Genomic DNA, 22,244 nt, shown 5'->3' on the forward strand with positions numbered 1-22,244 from the left:
TATTTTTTAGAAAATCTAGTATAGTTTGTCCTTTATCATTTATTTCAAAAAATTTCCTGTTAAACCATCAAAAGCTACCACTGGATGATAGCCATTCATTTGACAGTGAAGATTATAATTCGGATTTTGTCAATTAAAGCTTAAGAGGTGATTTCTCTTTGCCTAAAATACTTTGGCAAATTAGATTTTTTGATAAGATATCAGCAGAATAATCCGCCTTACATCCTACAATTAATTTTGATAAATAATTATTGTGCTCATAATATAAGCGACTATCTTTAACAATTAGTTTTTCTTTCAGTACTTTTATGAAATTAGTTGTGTGCATAAACTCTTTAGTCAATATTAATTTAGAATCAGTTGGAAAAATTTTATCATTTGTTGAAATGGATAGTTTAAAATTGCAAAGCAAATGATATTCGTTTAATGCAACTATTAGAAGAATCTCTTTCATGATTTAGTGTAGTCATTTCAACTACAACAAATTTTTTTCTTTTGTTACAATAAGAGATGTAACGAAATTAAATATAAAGTAGGAATACAGTACATATCGAGTAGCTATTGAAAAATTATATAAAAATGAAAAAACGATTGTAATATGTCTTGTATAAAGATATTATTGAGCTAATTAATAGATAACAGATAACTTACTTATAGTTAAATAAAGTAGATAACTCTTAAAGATATTAGTCAAAATAAAACATAAAACTAAATATAATAAAGGAGGTATTATGAATGGGAGAATATGTTAAGTCTAAGAAAAATATGAATTTTCAAAGTCAAGATTCACTAAAAACAGTACAAAATGTTATTTCTGATGCTGATGAGGCACTTAAAGAAAAAACTAGAAGGATAAAAGACTCTCCAATAGGGGAAGCAGTAGCAGGAGCGATTGGAGTTAGTACCGGAGCAGGTGTTGGATTTGCAAGTCTTTATCTAGGCGGTTCAGTTGTCGGACTAAGTGCAGCTGGAATTACGAGTGGTTTAGCAGCAGCAGGTTCATTAATTGGTGGTGGAATGGTTGCTGGAATTGCTGTATTAGCCGCTCCTGCTGTTATATTAGGTGGTGCTAGTATGGGGATGGCATCGCATTTTAAGAATAAAAAATTACGTGAAGCAAAAGAATTAATATATAAAAATGCTATCGCTAAGCAAAGTGCTATTCTTAGAGCATTAGATGCAGAAAAAAATGCGGATAAAGATAGAATCGATTATTTAACTGGATTAAATATTCTATTACAATCTGCTATCAAAGATTTGAAGCAAGACTTAGGCGTTTAATATGAGGGGAGAGAGTTGAAGTGAGTAGGTTCAAATATTCTGGTGAAGAAATGGATTTAAATAAAGTTTTGAAAATGAATCAAGATATATCTAAATCATTTCTTAAGGATTCAGATATTTTTTTGACTAAAAAGAAAGCAGATATGAATATATCTGCTTCTATGGAGTTATTATACTCGCTTGGAGAGGGTGCTTCTATTGAAGAGTTATCCCTAGAAATCACAACAAAAGATAAAAAACTAAAAAATCGACCTATTTTGGAGGAGTGGGATAAGGTTGTAAATCAGGCAAATGAGTGTATCTCAACAGCAGTAGTTATAGAAGATATCGTATCCGAAAGTGAGATTAAAGAAGCATTTCAAGAATTAGATGAGATTAACCAGATGTTTTCTAGAAAGACAACTATTACTAATAAGACGGATTTATCTTTTCTTGCTATTGCTGTAGCAATACAAGTCTTAAAAAGTTTAATTTTCCCTCATGTTGCAGAGAAATTTCATTATGGAGAAAGTTTTGATGAATCTGGGAGATTAAAACATAATGATAAATCTATTGAGCAAGCACATCGGAAATCTAATTCTGATTTTCGTGATAAGAAATTAAAAAAACATGAAGCAGGTCATTGGATTAATATTTTATATCAAACTCCTGCATACGATATAACAAAAGGATCAAAAGGTTTAAATATTAATATGGGGGGTGCATATCATAGAATGTATACTCTCGGACACGATCCTGTTTTAGGATGGGTCTTTGGTACAATGAATATTTTAACTGATATTATTACTCTTAATACCTTTAAATCGTATAGGATAATGAGAAATCCTATGAAAATTACAAATGAAGTTGTTCCTATGGGATTACTGTTTAAAGAAAGTTATGAATGGAAAAAAGATGACCCCTTAAATTTACCAGCAGCAATATTTGCTCAAGCACAACATCTGAAATCTGATGAGTATACAAAACTTGGCCTCCCGATTCCTATATTATCAAGTGTTAACGAGATGCTCGCTAGTAAACTTTATAAGAAAAATTACGATGCAATATGTTTAGCTAGAGATTTGAAGGTTGTAGGATCTTCATTGATGGTATCGAGAATTTTTGATACAATAATTTCTTTAGTCCATGGTTTTTTCCGTAAAGAAGACGAACTAAAAGATTTATATGAAGTTAGAACAAGGAAAATTTTATTGATTTCAAACTCAATTGCATCTACTAGTACAATATTAAACGCAAAAATTACATCAAATCCTAAAAATCTTGATATTGGTATGTTACTTAACACAGTTACACATTTGTTTATGGATATCAGATTTATTGAAAAAATAAAACAAGAATTTATTGAAAGTGAGATATCTGATAGATTAAAAAAAGAACTTGATGAGATTGATAGATTATACGAAGAGATATAATAGATAAAATTTTTTAAATTTAAATAAAGTAGTGAAAAAATGACATTATTACTTATATGTACTAAAGAGAATTGTTTAATGGCAATTCTCTTTTTTGAATATAGCTATATTAAAAATATGATGAAGTAGTCAATACTTCTAACTTGCCTGTTTACAGATGGTAAATAAAATGTAACTATTGAAAGAGAAAATAACAAATAGCTATTTAAAATAATTACTGTAAAGAATGAGTCTATTTATTTAAAATAGTTTTAAATAAATATTTTCTTTCGTACTAATAAAAGTTTATTTATAAAAGAGAGGGCAAAGATTTATGGCTGAAAAGAAAAAATTATTTTCCTTAACGTTTCCAATTTTTTTAGAGAGTTTATTGTTTTCTATTATCGGAAGTGTTGATACTATTATGCTCTCTCGCTACAATGACTCTGCTGTAGGAGCTGTGGGCGTGGTCAATCAAATGATATTCCTGATTCTTATTGCAGGGAACATTATTCTTTCTGGTACAGGTATTTTACTTGCACAAGCTATTGGAGCAAAAAGGGCAAAAGATCATCTTCAAAAATTGACTTTAACAGCGATACTAATTAACCTATTCATGGGACTTCTTTTTAGTCTAGCTTTTATGGCTTTTTCTGGAAGCGTTTTAAGTATTATGAACTTACAAGGAGAAATGCTGATTTTTGCAAAACAATACTTGGTCATTGTGGGCGGGTTTATTTTCATGCAACTTCTAGCTATGACATTTTCTATGTTTCTTCGTTCCTTTGGTAAAACGAAAGCAACATTAATGATTTCCATTATTACTAACTTAACCAACGTGTTATTAAATTATCTTTTGATTTACGGCCATTTAGGTTTCGCGGCCATGGGAGTAAGAGGAGCTGCTATCGCTACGATTATAAGTCGAGCTTTAGGGATGATTATTTTAGGTTATCTAGTCTATAATTTAATTTTCAAACCTAAAATGGTCTCCTTTACGATAGGTGATTTCAAAGAGAATATTCCGGCTATTTTAAAGTTTGGTCTTCCTGCAGCTGGAGAACAAATTTCTTACAATCTAGCCCGCTTTGTCATGATGCTTATGATTACGAGACTCGGAGAAGTTGCTATTACTGCTTATTCTTACAGCAATACTTTAGTTAGTTTTGTTTATATTTTTGCTGTTTCCTTAGGGCAAGGTACCTCTATTATGATCGGTTGGCACGTTGGTGCGAAAAATTATATGAAAACCAAGGACCTAACCTCCTTTGCTTCTAAAGCTTCCTTTGTGATTAGTATGCTAGCCTGTTTGGTGCTCGTTTTGTTTAGAGTTCCCCTGCTAGGTTTACTTACTGATAACGTAGAAATTATTACTTTAGCTAGCCAAGTTTTAGTCTTTAATTTTATTTTAGAAGCAGGAAGAAGCCAGAATTTAATTTATGTAAGTGCATTAAGAGCTTCCTCAGATGTGCAGTTCCCCTTTTACGTAGGTGTTTTATCGATGTGGAGTGTTGGAGTCTTTCTTGCTTACTTATTCTCTTTCCCGCTGCAAATGGGTTTGGTAGGAATCTGGTTAGCTTTAGGATTAGATGAAATTGTTCGAGCTATTTTTATGAGACTCAGATGGCGAAAAAACATGAAGAAAATTTTTCTTGAACGGTCTTGATAAAGTTGCATTTAACTATCTTTATAGCTCTTATTCTTAAATAGTATGAATCAACTTTATTTTGATGGACAGATTTAAACTGAATAGTTATTTGAGCAGACGACTCTTTTAAGGTTGTCTGCTCTATTTGTGAATAATTTCTCATTGCTATTTACTTTGATGAAAAACAATCATATAATTGATAATGAAAATCATTCTCAATTGAAGTGAGTGCCTTAGTGGTAAAGCTAGGTTTCTTATTTAACAACTAAGTTCTGGATGAAATGAAAGAATCGATAAATAAAAAAAATCATTATTAGGAGAGGAAGAGAGTATGGAAGTATATGATGTGACGATAATCGGTGGAGGACCTGCAGGACTTTACAGTTCTTTCTATTCGGGGCTACGCGAGATGAAGGTCCAGATAATTGAAGCTCAACCTTATTTAGGTGGTAAACTAAATCTATATTCTGAAAAGATTGTCTGGGATGCAGGTGGGATTCCACCGATGCCTGCAGGTCAATTTATTCAACACTTGATCAATCAAGCAAAAACCTTTCAACCAACTATACGCACAGGCGAAAAAGTTAATGGGATTAAAAAAAAAGTAGACGGGAATTTTCAATTACAAACGACAAAAGGCAAGACATATTTAACTAAAACACTTTTACTAGCGGTTGGTAATGGTATTTTAGATCCTACTCCAACACCATTTTTTACGAATGAGGGAAGACAATTAAAAAATGTCCAGATAGCCGTTATTGATTTTGAAGCTATGAAACAAAAAAGAGTTTTCATTTCTGGTGGTGGGCAATCAGCGATTGATTGGGCGAAAACCTTAGCGCCAATTGCCAAAGAGGTTATCCTGGTCTATCGAAGAGAAGCATTTAAAGGACATGAATCAGAAATTAAAAGAGTAACAAATGGCCCAGTGAGATGTATAGTAAAAGCGGATCTAGTAGAAAAAAAGTTGACTCCAGATGGCTCAACTATTGAGGCGGTAACGATTCTTCATAAAGAGACAGATAAAGAAGAGACGATTTTAGTAGACGAAGTTATTGTGTGTCATGGTTTTAATCAAAAAAATGAGTTATTTGAACAAAATGATATTGGCCTAGAGGTGTTCAATGACTATTACGTTCAAACGACACCACAAACTAAAACCGTAATCCCTGGCGTTTTTGCTTTAGGAGATGCAGCAAGTTATACGGGTAAAGTTCATTTGATAGCTGGGGCTTTTCACGATGCTATTAATGCTGTCAATGCTGCAAAATTATACATTGATCCAAAGGCGGATGCAATAGGAACCGTCTCAACTTATGCTGATAATCTAAAATCAAAAGTAGCGACCGTTTGGAAACAATATGCAACGGAATAAAAAATAGATTAATGGAGGAATAAAAATGAATGGATTAAAGAAGGTAAAATATTTAGGACTAGTGGCAGTGGCAACAGTACTGCTGGGTGCGTGCGGACAGACCGATTCTACGAACAATCAAGCTAGCACGAATAAGGATTCTGCAGCGTTTCCTTTAACGCTAGATAATTATACGGTTTCTCCAGAAGGAGCCGAGTTTTCTGCAAAAGAAATAACCTATAAGTCTCGTCCCACATCTATCGTTGCCAATAACCAAGGAACCGCAGAATTGCTTCTACAGCTTGGATTAGTAAAAGATATCACAGGTGTCGCGGCCTTATACGGCGAAGGGGATAAAACAGTAGCGGAAGATTTCTCCAAAATTCCAGTGTTATCTAAAGAATATGTCGGAAAAGAATTGGTTGTGGGTGCGGATCCAGATATCGTTGTCGGACGAGGCCAGCTGTTCGCGAGTGCTGAGTGGGGAACTGGTACGGTTGAAGAATTAAATGAATTAGGCATTCAAACCTACATTCAAGCAACATCAACGAGTGAGGCTACTTTTGATGACTTATACGCAGATATTAAGAATCTGGGCAAATTATTTACTGTCCAAGAGAAAGCCCAGAAATTTTCGGATGAGGTACGAAAACGGATGGATAAATTAGTCGAAGCTATTCCTGATGATCAAGAAACAAGCGACTATGCGTATATCTTTGATGCAGAAGGCACGAACGTGAACATTTATAGTGGCGCAACCGATACTTATTTAAACGATGCATTGAGTTATATGAAGTTAAACAATGCCTTTTCAGATGCAACAGGTGAAATTAGCGTAGAAGCTTTGTTAGAAGCTAATCCAGACGTTTTGTTGCTAGTCAATTATACTGGCGGACGTGATCCTAAAGAGAGTCTAGCTGATTTAAAAGCGAATGAGGTTCTTTCAAGTCTAACAGCTATTAAAGAAGACCGTATTTATACTGTCGACTACAATCAATTTTGGAGTTATGGTTATCAAATTTTAAGTGGAATGGAGCAACTCAGTACCCAAGTGTATGAAACCAATTAATGCCTAGCCAGAAAGGAAGAAAGTGATGAGCCGCATCGACAAGCAACGTCAATTATTTTATATAAGTTTACTCCTATTTACCGTATTGATTATTCTTTCGATGGGGATTGGTGTTACGGTCGGACAAGTCGCTGTCCCTCTCACAGAATCTTTTCAAATTTTAACGAATCATCTTTCAGGAGGATTAATCGGTGATTTAGCCCATCTTTCTTCTAGTGCTCATGAAAACATTATCTGGCAAATCCGTTTTCCGAGAGTACTTTTAGCGATGCTTACAGGTATGGGGTTGTCATTAGCAGGTGCAGTTATGCAGACAACGGTCCAAAATCCACTGGCAGACCCTTATATTTTGGGAATCTCATCTGGTGCTTCTCTAGGTGCAACGTTTGCTATCATGATTGGCTTTGGTGGAACGAGTGTATTAGCTCAGTTAGGTTTATCTTTTTGGGCATTCCTAGGAGCGGTAACAGCTGCTTTTCTAGTCTTACTTTTATCAAATGTAGGCGGACAAGTTAATTCTATTAAGCTTATTTTATCTGGCATGGTATTAAATGCTCTGTTTACCGCATTTTCAAATTTTATTATCTATATAGCCAATGATGCAGAAGGGATTCGTTCGATAACATTTTGGATGATGGGAAGTCTGGCAGGAGCGAGTTGGTCTAAGCTGCCTTTAACTGCGGCAGTCGTCCTAATTTGTTTTCTATTCTTCGTAACCCAAGAACGGGTGCTAAATATCATGCTACTGGGCGATGAAGCAGCGATTACGCTGGGTGTTAATTTAAACTTTTACCGTAAACTGTATTTAGTTATTGCGGCAATTTTGACAGGGATTATTGTTGCAAATGCTGGAATGATAGGTTTTGTTGGATTAATTATTCCACATATCGTCCGTGGAATCGTAGGCTCTAATCATCGTTACTTTTTACCGTTATCGGTTTTTTCAGGATCTTTATTTATGGTTTGGTCAGATATTTTATCGCGTATCATCTTACCAACAATTGAATTACCTATTGGTATTTTAACTTCATTAATTGGTGCTCCATTGTTTATTTATATCTTTGTTAAAAAAGGCTACAAGTTTGGAGGGTGAAAAATGAAATTAACGGTTGATAATGTATCGGTATCGATTACTTCTAAAAAAATTATAGAAGAGATTTCTTTGCAAGTTAGTGAGAATCAATTTGTTGGTTTGATTGGACCAAATGGGTGCGGGAAATCAACTTTATTAAAAAGTATTTCAAAAATACTCGAACCTGATATGGGAATGATCACTTTGGATAATGAAAACGTCCAAGAACTCTCAAACAAGCAACTGGCAAAAAAATTAGGTGTAGTAGGACAATTTCATCAAGTCAACTTTGATTTTTCCGTTCGCCAAATGTTACTGCTTGGACGATCGCCACACAAAGGGTTGATGGAGAGAGACAATGCGTTAGATTATGACATAGTTGAAAAAGTACTCCAGCAAATGGATTTACAAATACTCGCTGATAGGAGTTTTTTATCCCTCTCAGGTGGAGAAAAACAACGAGTAATTTTAGGGAGAACGTTGGTACAACAGCCTAAATTTTTAGTTTTAGATGAACCAACGAATCATTTGGATATTAAACACCAATTGAGTATTTTAAAAATAGTCAGTGCCTTGCCCATTGGTGTTTTAGCAGCGTTACATGATTTGAATTTAGCTGCTCGCTTTACCGATTACTTGTATGCTATGAAAAATGGACGGATAATCAAACAAGGAACACCGGAAGAAGTTATAACAGAAACCGTTATTTCCGAATTGTATGAAGTCGATTGTCGGACGTATACGAATCCTATTTTAGGTAAGCAGACTATTGAATTTCTATAAAGAGCTCTTTTAAAAGTATAAAAGAGCTCTTTTTTTGGATTCTTTTACTCCTACGATGCATGGATCTTTGCATGTAAGAAATTAAAAAAACCTAGCTCACGTAATAAGGTCAGCAATAAGATAAGTTACTGATACGAAGTGAAAAGTTATTTAACCCCTTTTGAGGGTGATTTTTTAAAGCCATACAAGCTAGAAACGACAAAATAAATACCAGCTACTCCTAAAATAATAATATACCCACTAATCAAACCTGCTGTAAAATAGCCACCTAAGGTTAGTCCAACAGCTGCTAAAAGTTGAGAACCTTGAAAGGATAGGGCACCAAAACTTAAATAAGAAGCTTGTTTATCTTCTGGAATTAAATCAACTTTTCGAGCGCTTAAGATAGGAGCTGAGGCTAGCTCTCCTAGCGTAGCTAGAATCATTAAGGGAATCAAAAAGTAAATACTATTTGCTGAAGCCATTAAACCATATCCGCTAATATAGATAAATAAACCAATAATGACAACCGTTCGTTCTGTTTTTTTCTCCGTTATTTTTGAAACAATAAAAGTAAAACAAACGACCATGATAGTATTAATTACTTGTAAGATACTCAACATTCTGACTCCATCAATGGGGATTGAAAAAAGAGTCAGTGAGTCAAACTCTTTTGATAACTGGACGCCGGTATAATTTTGTAAAGAGATTTCAGCAGCATTATAAAGAGCAAAGCCTAAAACTAAAATCACCCAGCGTTTGTCTTTAGCTGCAATGTAATAGTTAGTAAAGAGATCATGAAAAATCGTTTTTCCTTTAATATGCGAAATAGCATTTTTATAGTTAAGATTTTTTTGAAAAAAAGCCGAAACGGCAAATTGTAAAAAAGCGGCTCCTAAAAATAAATAAATCAAGTAGTGTTTAAATAGGAAACCACCAATAGAAGCCCCTAAAGCCATTGATAAGTTAAAGGTCCAATATTGTAGTTGGTAAACTTTTTTTCTTTCGTGTAGGACCGTTGAGTCAAGTAAGATGGCATCAGATGCAGAGCGATACAAATTATAAGCCATCCCGCAGATTAGGTAACCACCAATCAACCAAAAAGATTGTGGCAGGATTCCTGTGAAGTTTAAGGCGATAATAAATAAGGAAATGCCGTATAAGTTTTGGAAAATAAGTAAAACTTTTTTACGCTGAAAATTATCTGCTAGGTAACCACCAACGATTCCAGCAATAAAGGATAGAATAACACTTATCATAACTAAAAATCCCAGTGTTTCTTTACTGAACAGACTGGCTAAGTAAATAATAAGGTAAGGAATTGTACAAGCATAGACTAAGCTACTAAAAAAAGAAGCAATTAAGGTCGATTGAATATTTTTTGAAAAAGAGGATAGCATAAAAAATCTCCTGACAAGGTAGAGGAACAGTTAATAAGGTATTGATACCTCTCCTTCATTCATTTTGACTCACTAAATAACAGTGAGTCAAAATAGCTTAGCATAATTATGAGAATATGGGAATAATAAACTAAGAAAACACTAAGAAAGATAAGTGGAAATAGCTAAACTGTTCAAGTAAGTAGGTATAAGTTTTTTATATAAAAATTTAGATTCAATAATAAATGACTCTTTAGCCGTTAGAAAATAAAGAAAGCCACAAAACAGAGAAAAATTGTTTTGTAGCTTTCTTTATTCAAACCGTTAATTTTAGTAAGAGTAATGAATAAAGTAACTACGGATTTGACATTATTTCTTTTAATAATCCTTCATCATCATTTATATTGAGCGAGTTGATTTTTCCGTCATCCATTTCAACTCTGCCATTTAGGACACGAGTTCCTTCGTCATTTTTTTCATCAATGTACTTCACGGTTACATCAAATTCGTAACGCTGGTCGTTTTTTTCATCTTGAATAATACTAATGTCTTCGGGCGCTAGCGTATAGTTGGCCTTATCTGCCTCATCAGAGTACCGATATCCTTCTCCACTAGTTATAAAAAACTTTTCAAACCCGTAATCAGTAAAATATTCGCCGTAGTTTTCTTCTATATACTGATCAAAATCATTTTCTTTTTCTTGAACAGAAGAAGTGCTTGATTGTTCATCTTGGTTAATAATCGTAGCATTATCAGAATCGTAAAGTTTGGATAACAGTACCTTATCAGGTGCATTAAGAGTTTTCTCTAAAACGACTTCTATAACTTCTTTATTTTTATCGTCTTCATTATTTAAAGTTTCACCAGAACCATTTCCACAACCCAATAAAGTGAAAATAGCTAGGGTATTTAATAGAATTAATGAATACATAGACGTTTTTTTCACATCACTCATCCTTTCTTAGTTATGTAACTCAATCTTTAACAGATTGGTTTAACGTTTTTCCTCTTTTTACTTTCCTCCTTATCGTGATGATTTAAGTATAACCATTATAATAATAAATACTAGAACGCATTAGTTTACCTATTAGCAACCATTAGTTGCATAGATAATTCTAAAGAGATTTATTGGAATTTAAGCTAATAGTAAAGACTTTCTTATTTAGGTATGATAAAAAAAAGCAAAAGATAAGGTGGAAACTATGGAGCATGGAGAAAGATTAAAAAAAGGTAGAATGAATATAGGATTTTCGCAAGGAAATGTAGCAGATCATTTATCTATTTCAAGACAATCCATTTCAAAATGGGAAAATGGAAATAGTTACCCTGATTTGGATAATTTAGTGAAATTGAGCGAATACTATGACGTTTCAGCTGACGAATTACTAAAAGGAAATCAAGAACTAAAAAATAAAAACAAGATAAAAGAGATTGAAATAGGAAATAAATTCCAATCAGATACAAGTATAAAAGATGAACGATTAATTTTATTAGTTTTGATTTTTCTTAGTTTCTTAATAGCTCCTGTAGGCTTATTTATTTCTCCTATTTTAATAAATAGAAATAAAAAAACAAACACATCTTAAAAGCTAATCTACTTAGCATGTGTTTGCTGTATAGCCTTTAATTTATTCCTTGTATATAGTTTTTTAGGAGATTTTTTTGGTTGGGGAACCACGACTGTTGAATATCTAGGATAATCAATAAGATTTACGGATTTAGATTACATTAGAAATTGAATCTATCAATCAACAGAATCTCTTTAAGGATAGTTCTACTGAATTTACATTTTGTAAGCAAGTAAGTAAGTAGGTAGAAATAGTAAATAGACCTAAAAGTTGATGACTAATTAAGTAATTGACATATGGGTTTGAAACTAATGATGCATTCCAAGAGAGCTTAAGACTTTTACATATGAGACTTCCTATAAAAGTAAGAAAATAAAAATTATTAGTATTAGCTAACCAAAAGATGATAGGCAAATTAATTATCTACCGCCTTTTTGTTAATTAGTTATACAGTAATAAAACAATTTATTTAGCATCTTATTAAATGGATTATATAGAGTCACTTTATTTTTTAATTCCTGAAATTACATGACGAACTTTAGTGATAGATTTTTCTGACTTTTCTTGATTAAAAAATCTAAAGATAACATACAACGAATCTATAATGCTTAGTTGTGCAATACGAGAAGCCAATGCTTCAGAGCGAAATTCAGTTTCTTCAGAAAGCGAAAGGAAAACAACATCTCCTAGTTTAGCTAAAGGAGAGCTTGCTTGACTTGTCACAACAATAATTTTAGCACCAGACTCTTTCACAAATTTAGCGATACATATTGTTTCTTTAGATCTCCCTGTGTGGGATATTATGATTGCACAATCTTCATTCGTCATTAAAGAAACTTCCATTAGTTGAATATGGTAATCTGTACTATGGAAGACTGGAATAGGGGAACGTAAAAATTTATGATAAGCATCTGTAGCAACAATTTCAGATCCTCCGACACCAAAAAGAAATAAACGTTTAGAACTATTAATAATATTTCCTGCTTGTTTTAAATCTTCTTCTCGTAATAATTTTCTAGTATCAGTTAATGTTGAAATATTAGAATCAAATACTTTTTGTGCCATCGTTAACTCAGTATCATCTTTTTGAATATTTTCATGGATTGAGATAGCGGATAAATCATTTTCTTGAATCAGCATGGCGATTTTAAAATCTTTGAATCCGTTAAAACCTATTTTTTTTGTAAATTGAAAAAAAGTTGAATCAGCAATTTCTAATTCATTTGCTAAGTCACTAATAGAACTATGGCCTACTTTACCCGAATTTTCTAAAATATAATCAGCAATTGCTTGTTCTTTTATACTAAAGTCATTATACATAGTTTTGATTTGTAATCGAATAGAGACAGTCATTATTATTCCTCCTTGAGATAATATTTATCTCTTTTTTAGGTTAGTACAACGATACAGTAATTTTTTTGAAAAGGCAAAAAAATTTTTCCATATATTTATTAATAAAAATATATCATTTTTATTAATAAATTGTTAGTAATAAGTAGTTCAAATAAAAAGATAGTATAAGAACAAAAATATTTAATTGTTTACAATATAAAAATTCTCATATTTTTGAGAAATTATAAATCTAATATACGAGTAACTACCTTTTGCTGTTATTCTCTGTTTTATAGAAGAAAAAATATTTTAGTTTTATTTAAGTGGGAATAGTTTATTTATACTATTTGTTAAAATAATGAGAAGAGATTACTTTGTAGATTAAAAGTTAAAAGTAAGTAATAAAAATGTTTAAGATAGAAAGAAGCTAAAGTCTCCTATAAATAAAAAAAACTTTTATTTATAGGGTTGACAAAAAAATATTTTTTGTATAATTAAGTTATAAAGATTGGAGGCGCTATCATTAGAGGCTAATATTATAAGCCTAGAAAAAATAAAATCTTACATTCTACCCAAAAGAGTATTTGTAAGATGTAAAAATAATAGTTAGATGATTATAAGCTTTGAATGCTACTAAAAAAGTACATGAAGAATTTATTTTATAGGAAGATGTTTTAGGGTATTCAATAGCAAAAAAAGTGAAGGAGTATCGAAGATGTCAAAATATAATATCGCAATTGTTAATTCAAGTAGTTTTGGAAAAATTTTTCCAGAACATATAGAACGACTTCAAAAGCTAGGGTCGGTCAACCATTTTACTGTTGATGGAGATATTACTGGGAAAGATTTAGCAGAAATTCTTCATGGATACAATGTTATCATAGCTAGTGTTACACCATTCTTTACACAGGATTTTTTTGACCATAAAGATGAACTTATTTTAATTACTAGGCATGGAATTGGGTATAATAATATCGATATTGAAGCTGCTAAAGAACACGATACACTTGTTACAATTATTCCGGCACTTGTAGAAAGAGATGCAGTTGCAGAAAATAATGTGACTAATTTATTAGCAACTTTACGTTGTACAGTTGAAGCAAATACAGGAGTTAAAAATGGACTTTGGGTAGATCGTGCTCAATTTGTTGGAAGAACATTATTTAATAAAACAGTAGGAGTAATTGGTGTAGGAAATACTGGAAGCGGTGTCGTAGAAATTATTCGTAATGGTTTTCGCTGCGACGTGCTAGCCTATGATCCTTATAAATCTGCAATGCATATTGAAAGTCATGGTGCAAAGAAAGTAGGGCTGGATCGATTACTAAAAACGTCAGATATTATTTGCCTATGTGCTAATTTAACAGAGGAAAATTATCATATGATATCCACAAAAGAAATTGAAAAAATGAAAAATAATGTTTATATTTCTAATAGTGCAAGAGGTGCTTTAGTAGATGAAAAAGCAATCGTAAGTGGTTTAAATTCAGGGAAAATTGCTGGATTTGCGACAGATGTTTTAGAAGAAGAACCCGGGTATAAAAACCATCCATATCTGGCGTTTGATAATGTAGTTGTGACACCACATACTTCAGCCTATACAATGGAATGTTTAGAAGAAATGGGAAATAAATGCGTTCGCGATGTTGAAAATATTGTTGGAAGAAAACTACCTGAGCGAGCCGTACAAGAGTATAGTAAATATCTTGTTTAAAAAAGGAAGTTGAAATAATGCTAAATGATTTGAAAGTTAAAGTAGGACCACAATTTTATCGCTATCACATTGGTGCGATTGATTTTGTACCTGATGTTTTAGTGGAGTATGATGCAAAAAACATACTGATCATTCATGGAACAGTTTCTTGGGAAAAAGCTCAACCTAAACTAAATTTTCTACAAGATAGTCGTTATACATTTTCTTACCATCAATATACTGGTGAATGTAGTTATTATGGTACGGGTAAGATTGCTACGATAGTAAAAGAAGAAAATATTGACTTTATTATCGGTGTAGGTGGAGGAAAACTAGTAGATTTAGTTGGTTATGCAGCACATATAGTTAATATAAATTTTGGTGTGATCCCTACTTTAGCTAGTAATTGTGCTCCGTGGACACCATTGTCAGTCATGTACAAAGAAAGTGGAGAAGCAGAGGGGAAAACAGAACACTACCTAAGGCAAGCTTCATTTTTCATCACAGATCCTGAACTTATAATAGATTCACCTGTTGAATATTTTATTGCAGGTCTAGCAGATACATTAGCTAAATGGTATGAATCAGACGCTATACTACAACAAGAATATTTACAGAATGAACCATTTTTACAAATGGCAAGTCATACTTCACAACTTTGCAAAGATACGATTACTAGTAATGCAACTAAAGCAATTACTGATATGAAAAATTTAGAAGTGACAGAAGAGTTTGTTCATCTTTCTGAAATTATCTTTGCCGTTGCTGGCTTAGTTGGAGGTTTAGGCGATAAGTATGCAAGAAATGCTGCTGCACATGCTATGCACGACGCTATGAGTAAATTCATACCTGATAGTCACCGTTTCCTTCATGGTGAAAAAGTTGCGTATGGTATTTTTTATCAACTAGCGATTGAAAAAAAATGGGGAATGATTGATGCATTATTACCGTTTTACCAGGAATTAAATTTACCAGTATCTTTACATCAAATGGGTATTTTTCCAAAAGATGAGGCAATTCTTAATCAATTGGTTGAATTTATTGACTCAAAAGAAAAGGTTCACCTGATACCAGTTCTCATTACGAAAGAATTACTATTGGATTCAATTTTAGAATTAGAAAAATACACTACTAAGATTTAAGAGGAGGACATATGGAAACTTTAAGTATAGTACAAAGTTTATTAATCGCTTTATGGACTGCAGCCGTAATGTCAAGATGGCTAGGAGGAGGGGCAACATTAACCCTGCGTTTCTCTCCATTAATGACAGGACTTGTTGTAGGTATTGTAATGGACGATGTTGCGCAAGCGATGATCGTAACAGCAGCACTACAAATGATTTACATGGGTATCTTCTCACCAGGCGGAACAATGCCTGCAGAGCCATCAATTGCTGCAGCCATTGCTGTACCAGTAGCTTTAATGGGAAACCTTACGCCAGAAGCGGCTATTGCAGTAGCCGTTCCAGTAGGACTTTTGGGAAGTTATTTATATCAATTCCGTTTCTTTATTAATACGTTCTTAGGTAAATATACAGACAGAGCCGTAGAAAAGCTAAATTCAAAAGGCATTTCACGTTCGATTATTCTCTATCCAACGATAGCATCATTTTTGCTATTTACACCATTAGTATTTTTTGCTCTTTATTTAGGAGCACCTATTATCGCAGATCTTATTGTAGCTCTTGAAGGAACGGTGATTATTCATATTTTAGAAGTTGTCGGTGGTGGATTGGCAGCAATCGGAATCGCAACAACTGTTTATGTCATTGGACGTAAAGATTACATGGTCTTCTTCTTTCTTGCATACTTTATGAGCGTAATTTTAATGCCACTGGAAATTACGATGGTTGCATACGCAGTCTTTGGTGTTATATTCGCATTGATTTTTGTTCAATCCCAAAGTGGAAAAAATGGAAAAGTAGCAAGTAGCACAGGAAATGATAGTATTTCTTTTTCTGAAGACGATGAGTATGACGATGGATTTTAATCTACAAGGAGGGAATAAAATGACAGAATTATCAAAAAATAAAAATCTTACACCAGAAGAAATTACAACAAAAGATGTTACTAAAGCCTATCTTAGATGGCACTTTGCAAATGAAATACCCCATTCATTCGAGCGTTACTTGGCTCCATCGTTGCTGTATGCGATGATGCCGATATTAAAAAAATTATATAAAGACGATGATGCATTGAGAGCAGCATATAAACGTCAATTGTTATTCTTCAATACTCAACTTAGTTGGGGGGGGGGGTTATTACCGGCCTGATGTCTTCTATGGAACAGCAACGTGCTGAAGAAGAGAGTGGGAACAAAGAGATTTTGATGCAAGATGATTTATTGTATAACACAAAGGCTGGTTTAATGGGTGCTCTTGCAGGAATTGGAGATGCGATTGATTCAGGTACTGTTCAATACATTTTTATTGCGATTGCACTTCCATGGGCTCAACAAGGAAGTCCTTTAGGGGCGCTATTCCCATTTGTAGCTTTTGCACTTTATCAAGTAATTTTAGGATTATTCTTTGCAAGACAATCTTTTGCAATGGGTCGGAGTGCAGCAGGTCTAATGCAAAGTTCGGGTATCCAAAAAGCAATTGAAACACTTTCAGTTCTAGGTCTATTCATGATGGGGATTCTAGCTGGAAACTATGTAAAAGTTTCGTCAGCATTAAAATTTGATATTTCTGGTAAAGAATTCATCATTCAAGATATTCTTGACCAAATTATTCCAGGAATATTACCGTTAGCAGTCGTAATGGGCGTTTATTGGTTCTATACAAAGAAAGGGTTGAAAGTAACCCAAGCCTTGTTATGGCTGACAGGAATACTGATTGTTTTAGCTGGTGTCGGAATTCTATAATTTAAAAAAGGGTGTGTTCAATAATGGGAGAAGTAAATTTGGCACGTGTCGATGAACGTCTAATCCACGGACAAGTAATGATGACATTGTCACAAAAACAAGGAATAAATTCAATTTTTGTTGTAGACGAAGTAGTTGCAAAAGATAAATTTATGCGTGAGCTATACAAAAATGCCGGAAGTCGTACAGGACAAAAGACTATTGTCGTTACGCCAGAAAAAGCACAGTTTTACTGGGACGAATATAAATTTAAAGAATACAATTGCATTTTAATTACTAAAACAATTAGTGTCATTTATGATTTAGTTAAAAATGGTGTGCCTATGAAAGAATTAAATATTGGTGGAATTGCGCAAAAAAATCCAGAAACAGATATTTTTGTAACTAAGTCTGTTTATTTGAATAAATCTGATGCTGGAAAATTAAAGGAACTAAATGAGCAATATGGGGTTGAGGATATTTATTTCCAAGCGACACCATCCGGACCAAAATCAAGCTTAAAAGATGTATTAAAACAATTTGATTTATAAAATAATATTGACATTGAAGTAGGTACTAAAAACACCTACTTTTCTCTATAGAGGATACAGTGACCAGGATAGGTGGTAAATACTATGCAGCAAAATGAAAAATTTAAAGATTGGTTATTTCGATATCAATACATTTATCGGATACGGAGTACTGATAAGAGTAAAGGACGATTTCTTTCAGCATTAGTGACGGATATATCTGAAATGAGAGAAGATGTACAAGTGGTTGAGTACAATCGTCATAAAAAATATGCTTTGAGAAATGTTTACGTTGGTAATATCGAAAAAGCAGATCGGATCATTTGCACATATTATGATACGCCTCCTAAAAGCTATGGTGCTTATGAATTATTCAATTTAAAAGAACAGAAGAAACGAACGCTTAGTTTCATTTTAGTTAGTTCTATTTTGATGATTCTATTAGGAATTGTTGGAACACTTGTTTATATGCAATATGCAACGAATGCCTTTGATTTAACTTCGTTTTCGACTATTTTAATTGTTCTTATTTACGGTATCTATTTCCTATTATTAGGTAAGGTTGCGAAAGGATTACCAAGTCGAAAGACGCTTGTTCGTAATACCTCATCAATTCTTGCACTATTAGAAATAATTAGTGAAACAAAAGATGAAAAAACAGCCTTTGCTTTTATAGATGAAGGAAGTTTTGGAGAAGTCGGTCTAGAAGCGTTAAGTGCTTCTCATAAAGAGAAAGCAACTATGTTCATTTTGGATAGCATAGGCTCAGAAGCACCATTGCACATTTCAGGAAACGATTTCTCTAAGAAAAAAGTTGCAGAATTAAAAATTGATCATCCTTCATCGAATCAAAACTTTAATTATGTTTTTAGCGCAAGGATATTGGAAAAGGAATCAGAGAGTAACTATTATTTAGAAAAATCAGATTTAAAACGAAAGACTTTAAATATGCAAAATTTAACAAAAGTTGTAGAACTATTTAAATAAGTTTTTCTGATTCTTCGGTGTAATCGTTGTCGGGAGAAAAAGGACTAGTTTTTTTTAAAATTATTTTACAATATAAGGAGGATTATTAATGCTAGGGATTGTCATTGCAACACATGGGAAATTAAGTGATGGATTGAAAGATTCAGCAGAAGTGATTATGGGTGAAACTAATAATATTACGACAGTAAATTTGAATTCAGGAGACGATGTTCAAGAATTAGGCGCAAAAATTAAAGTGGCAATACATGAAGTTAATGAAAGTGAAGGTGTCATCGTATTAGCAGACTTAGTAAGTGCTAGTCCTTATAACCAATCAGTTATTGTTACAAATAGTCTAGATAAAAAATTGCAAGATTCAGTTTATGTTATCGGTGGAGTTAATCTTCCAATGTTATTAGAAACAATTAACCATCAAATTTTATCAACGCCAGTAGAACAAATTGCAGAAGCTGTAATCAAACAAGCAACCGATAGTCTAGGTGTATGGCACGTATCGATGATAAGTGATGACCAAGATGAGGATGACTTTTAATGAGAGGAAGAGAGATATAATGAAGTGGGGATTTAGATGGTACGGGGAAAAAAATGACACTATTCCGTTGGGAAATGTCAAACAAATACCTGGGATGAATGGGATTGTGGGTACACTATTGAACAAACTACCAGGAGATATATGGGAAGTTCCTGAAATTCAAGAGCTAAAAGAATCAGTTGAAAAGAAAGGCTTAGAATTTTTAGGGATAGAGAGCGTAGCCGTTCATGATGCAATAAAAGCTGGAACATCTGAAAGAGATCAATATATTGAAAATTATATTCAAACAATTAGAAATTTATCTGAATGCGGTGTTAACATGATTTGTTATAGCTTCAAACCAATTTTCGGTTGGGCCAAAACAGATTTATTTTATGAGAATAGTGATGGTAGTTTCTCTCTTGTTTACGATCAAGCTGTTGTAGATAATATAGAAGCGAGTGACATGTTCAAACTTATCCATAGCCAATCTAAAGGATTTAGCCTACCTGGTTGGGAAGAAGAGCGTTTGAATAAATTTAGTAGTTTAGTAGAGACTTACGAAGGAGTAACAGAAGAAATATTATTTGATAACCTTACTTATTTCTTACAGAAAATAATTCCAGTATGTGAGGAAGTAGATGTTAAGATGGCGATTCATCCAGATGATCCACCATTTGAAATATTTGGATTCCCTCGTATCACGAAGAATTCAGAAGACTTGAAAAAGATTCTTAGTATTATAGATTCTCCATATAATGGTATTACTATGTGTACAGGTTCACTTGGAGCAAATCCAGAAAATGATTTAGTCAAAATTATTCACGAAGTTGGAGATAAAATCAATTTTGTTCATTTCCGTAATGTTAAATTTTTAGGTGAGCGTCACTTCAAGGAATCAGCGCATTTGAGTATTGAAGGATCATTAGATATGTATTCAATAATGAAAGCTTTGCTAGATGTAGGCTTCGATGGAGTCGTTCGCCCAGATCATGGTCGTACTGTGTGGGGCGAAGTTGCAATGCCTGGTTATGGTCTCTATGATCGCGCAATGGGTCTTAGTTATATGCAAGGTCTACATGAAGCTATTCTTAAGTCAAAAGAAAAGTAAAGGTTCTTTATACTAGAAAGCGAGAGATTATTATGTTAGCAAATATGGGAAATGAAATTTATCGAAAAATTGAGCAAGTAAAGTTGTTACCTCTTTATACTGCAACAGACCTTACTTATTTAGATCGCTTAGAGGATATTTTAGTTAAAAATAACGTGCGGTTTATTGAAGTAACATTTAGAAGTGATTTAGCAATAGAAGCTATTAAAAAATTATCTCAGTCTAATGAGTTAATTGTTGGAGCAGGAACTGTAAGAACACAGAAAGAAGCAAAAGATGCTATCGAAAATGGTGCGAAATTCGTTGTTTCACCAGCAGTTGTTCCTGAAGTTATTGAATATTGTATAGAACAAGACGTTCCAGTTTTTCCAGGAACGGCAACACCTGGAGATATTCAACGTGCTATGGAATATGGTATCAAGGTGGTCAAGTTTTTCCCTGCAGATATTTATGGTGGATTAAAAGCAATTAATGCGTTGAGTGGTCCCTTCTATGATGTTAAGTTTTTACCAACAGGTGGTATTAATGAAGAAAACTTTATGGAATATGTTCAAAATGACCATATAGTAGCAGTTGGGGGTTCATTTATCATCTCTGAATCTTTGATTAAAAAAGATGATGGAGAAACAGCTGATAAAGCATTAAAATCATTAATAGATAAAATTAATTTACAGAAATAGAGACTCTAAAGTATTTTTAAAAATAGTAGTGTAATAGCACATAAGTGTTGTTGCACTATTTTTTAAGTTTTTATCATAATTTTATCAAACAAAATTTTTTTTGAGATAAAGAATACGTAAAGAATGTGATTAAATAACCATAGAATTTTAATGCAATTAAATAAAAAAATAATCAAAAGTAATACAATTTACTCAATTTTAAAAAATAAATTAGTTAGTAGGTATGTATATGAATAAGATTGAATTACTTATTTTTGATATGGATGGTTTAATGTTTGATACAGGTCGGTTAGCTTATCGTGCTTATCTTGAATCAGCAAAAAAACATGATTTTGAAGTTACTCATAATGTATATTATTATTTAACAGGACGGACAGAAAAAGGTATCCGTCAGCATATGGAAGAACTGTACGGTAATGATGTTTCTCATGATGAGTGGCGTGATTCAATCAATATGTTTAAAGATGAAATTTTAGCACATGAGAAGCGTGTATATAAGAAAAAAGGGTTAGTAGATTTACTAGAATTCACTAAAAATAATGGAATTAAAATTGCTATTGCTTCATCATCAGATCGAGAAAAAGTAAACTATTACTTAGAAATTGAAGGGATTTCTGAATACTTTGATATAATTATAGCGGGAGACGAGGTAATAAATAGTAAACCTGATCCTGAAATTTTTTTGTCCGCATGTAAAAAAAGTGAAATTACTTGTAGTAATGCCATTGTACTCGAAGATTCTGCTGCTGGTATTGAAGCAGCTCATAGTGCAGGGATTGTTTCATTCTTAGTTGAAGATGACATCACCTATCTTCCTACTAGAAAAGGTCATCATAAATTAAAAAAAGATTTATCTCGTTTAAAAGAGAAAAAAGTACCAGCAGATTATCAATTTCTTGATCTTTTACAAGTTAGAGATTTTTTAGAAAAAACAAAAAACACTGAATTTTAAGAGGGTTTATGGAAAAGAATACTCGAGAATGAAATTTTATCCTTAAAGTTAGATATTGAAAATTTAAAGACAAGTGATG

21 protein-coding genes and 1 pseudogene are annotated in these 22,244 nt (G+C 32.8%); 18 read left to right on the forward strand and 4 right to left on the reverse strand.

The window, feature by feature from the left end:
- Positions 1-133: 133 nt before the first annotated feature.
- Complete coding sequence (locus B9Y54_RS03780) at positions 134-454, reverse strand: hypothetical protein (protein WP_085559033.1); 321 nt, start codon at positions 452-454, stop codon at positions 134-136.
- A 281-nt stretch (positions 455-735) separates the two neighbouring features.
- On the opposite strand from B9Y54_RS03780, the gene B9Y54_RS03785 reads away from it, so the two are divergent.
- The 7 genes from B9Y54_RS03785 (at position 736) to B9Y54_RS03815 (ending at position 8,598) form a co-directional block, all read left to right on the forward strand.
- Positions 736-1,281 carry a hypothetical protein gene (locus B9Y54_RS03785; protein ID WP_085559034.1) on the forward strand — a complete coding sequence of 182 codons (546 nt, stop codon included), beginning with the start codon at positions 736-738 and terminating at the stop codon, positions 1,279-1,281.
- Positions 1,282-1,301: 20 nt separating this feature from the next.
- Entirely contained in the window at positions 1,302-2,693 is a 1,392-nt protein-coding gene (locus tag B9Y54_RS03790) for a hypothetical protein (protein ID WP_085559035.1), read from the forward strand.
- 313 nt (positions 2,694-3,006) lie between these two features.
- Positions 3,007-4,338: an MATE family efflux transporter gene (locus B9Y54_RS03795; protein ID WP_085559036.1), complete on the forward strand. Its 1,332-nt coding sequence runs from the start codon at positions 3,007-3,009 to the stop codon at positions 4,336-4,338.
- 313 nt (positions 4,339-4,651) lie between these two features.
- Positions 4,652-5,695 (forward strand): NAD(P)/FAD-dependent oxidoreductase, encoded by a 1,044-nt coding sequence (locus B9Y54_RS03800; RefSeq protein WP_085559037.1) that lies wholly within the window; start codon positions 4,652-4,654, stop codon positions 5,693-5,695.
- Between the two features lie 25 nt (positions 5,696-5,720).
- Positions 5,721-6,743 carry an ABC transporter substrate-binding protein gene (locus tag B9Y54_RS03805; RefSeq protein WP_085559038.1) on the forward strand — a complete coding sequence of 341 codons (1,023 nt, stop codon included), beginning with the start codon at positions 5,721-5,723 and terminating at the stop codon, positions 6,741-6,743.
- A 25-nt stretch (positions 6,744-6,768) separates the two neighbouring features.
- Positions 6,769-7,836, forward strand: coding sequence for a FecCD family ABC transporter permease (locus B9Y54_RS03810; protein ID WP_085559039.1), 1,068 nt, complete (start codon positions 6,769-6,771; stop codon positions 7,834-7,836).
- A gap of 3 nt (positions 7,837-7,839) precedes the next feature.
- Positions 7,840-8,598, forward strand: a complete 759-nt coding sequence (locus B9Y54_RS03815; RefSeq protein WP_085559040.1) for an ABC transporter ATP-binding protein — start codon at positions 7,840-7,842, stop codon at positions 8,596-8,598.
- A 146-nt stretch (positions 8,599-8,744) separates the two neighbouring features.
- Here the strand turns inward: B9Y54_RS03815 and B9Y54_RS03820 are convergent, their stop codons facing one another.
- Positions 8,745-9,977, reverse strand: a complete 1,233-nt coding sequence (locus B9Y54_RS03820; RefSeq protein WP_085559041.1) for an MFS transporter — start codon at positions 9,975-9,977, stop codon at positions 8,745-8,747.
- 334 nt (positions 9,978-10,311) lie between these two features.
- The gene (locus B9Y54_RS03825; protein ID WP_085559042.1) at positions 10,312-10,902 is read right to left on the reverse strand and encodes a hypothetical protein; all 591 of its coding nucleotides are present in this window, start codon (positions 10,900-10,902) and stop codon (positions 10,312-10,314) included.
- A 256-nt stretch (positions 10,903-11,158) separates the two neighbouring features.
- Between B9Y54_RS03825 and B9Y54_RS03830 the strand changes: the two genes are divergently transcribed.
- A complete protein-coding gene (locus B9Y54_RS03830) occupies positions 11,159-11,542 on the forward strand; it encodes a helix-turn-helix domain-containing protein (RefSeq protein ID WP_234987804.1) in 384 nt (127 codons plus the stop codon).
- A gap of 486 nt (positions 11,543-12,028) precedes the next feature.
- Here B9Y54_RS03830 and B9Y54_RS03835 read toward each other — a convergent pair whose 3' ends face one another.
- A complete protein-coding gene (locus B9Y54_RS03835) occupies positions 12,029-12,877 on the reverse strand; it encodes a MurR/RpiR family transcriptional regulator (RefSeq protein ID WP_085559043.1) in 849 nt (282 codons plus the stop codon).
- Between the two features lie 694 nt (positions 12,878-13,571).
- On the opposite strand from B9Y54_RS03835, the gene B9Y54_RS03840 reads away from it, so the two are divergent.
- From B9Y54_RS03840 to B9Y54_RS03885, 10 genes and pseudogenes are all read left to right on the forward strand, one after another.
- Positions 13,572-14,570 carry a D-isomer specific 2-hydroxyacid dehydrogenase family protein gene (locus B9Y54_RS03840; RefSeq protein ID WP_085559044.1) on the forward strand — a complete coding sequence of 333 codons (999 nt, stop codon included), beginning with the start codon at positions 13,572-13,574 and terminating at the stop codon, positions 14,568-14,570.
- Between the two features lie 17 nt (positions 14,571-14,587).
- Positions 14,588-15,691: an iron-containing alcohol dehydrogenase family protein gene (locus tag B9Y54_RS03845; RefSeq protein WP_085559045.1), complete on the forward strand. Its 1,104-nt coding sequence runs from the start codon at positions 14,588-14,590 to the stop codon at positions 15,689-15,691.
- Between the two features lie 11 nt (positions 15,692-15,702).
- A complete protein-coding gene (locus B9Y54_RS03850) occupies positions 15,703-16,539 on the forward strand; it encodes a PTS mannose/fructose/sorbose/N-acetylgalactosamine transporter subunit IIC (protein ID WP_085559046.1) in 837 nt (278 codons plus the stop codon).
- A gap of 19 nt (positions 16,540-16,558) precedes the next feature.
- A pseudogene (locus B9Y54_RS03855) lies at positions 16,559-17,415 on the forward strand (PTS system mannose/fructose/sorbose family transporter subunit IID).
- A 23-nt stretch (positions 17,416-17,438) separates the two neighbouring features.
- Positions 17,439-17,945: a PTS sugar transporter subunit IIB gene (locus tag B9Y54_RS03860; RefSeq protein WP_085559047.1), complete on the forward strand. Its 507-nt coding sequence runs from the start codon at positions 17,439-17,441 to the stop codon at positions 17,943-17,945.
- Positions 17,946-18,029: 84 nt separating this feature from the next.
- Entirely contained in the window at positions 18,030-18,911 is an 882-nt protein-coding gene (locus B9Y54_RS03865) for a Yip1 family protein (protein ID WP_085559048.1), read from the forward strand.
- A gap of 88 nt (positions 18,912-18,999) precedes the next feature.
- Positions 19,000-19,443 (forward strand): PTS sugar transporter subunit IIA, encoded by a 444-nt coding sequence (locus B9Y54_RS03870; RefSeq protein WP_085559049.1) that lies wholly within the window; start codon positions 19,000-19,002, stop codon positions 19,441-19,443.
- Positions 19,444-19,462: 19 nt separating this feature from the next.
- The gene (gene uxuA / locus B9Y54_RS03875; protein WP_085559050.1) at positions 19,463-20,533 is read left to right on the forward strand and encodes a mannonate dehydratase; all 1,071 of its coding nucleotides are present in this window, start codon (positions 19,463-19,465) and stop codon (positions 20,531-20,533) included.
- A 32-nt stretch (positions 20,534-20,565) separates the two neighbouring features.
- The gene (locus B9Y54_RS03880; RefSeq protein ID WP_085559051.1) at positions 20,566-21,213 is read left to right on the forward strand and encodes a bifunctional 4-hydroxy-2-oxoglutarate aldolase/2-dehydro-3-deoxy-phosphogluconate aldolase; all 648 of its coding nucleotides are present in this window, start codon (positions 20,566-20,568) and stop codon (positions 21,211-21,213) included.
- Between the two features lie 229 nt (positions 21,214-21,442).
- Entirely contained in the window at positions 21,443-22,165 is a 723-nt protein-coding gene (locus tag B9Y54_RS03885; RefSeq protein ID WP_085559052.1) for an HAD family hydrolase, read from the forward strand.
- The last annotated feature ends 79 nt before the right edge of the window (positions 22,166-22,244 follow it).

The sequence above is a fragment of the Carnobacterium iners genome (assembly GCF_900177385.1).
Lineage (GTDB): Bacteria > Bacillota > Bacilli > Lactobacillales > Carnobacteriaceae > Carnobacterium_A > Carnobacterium_A iners.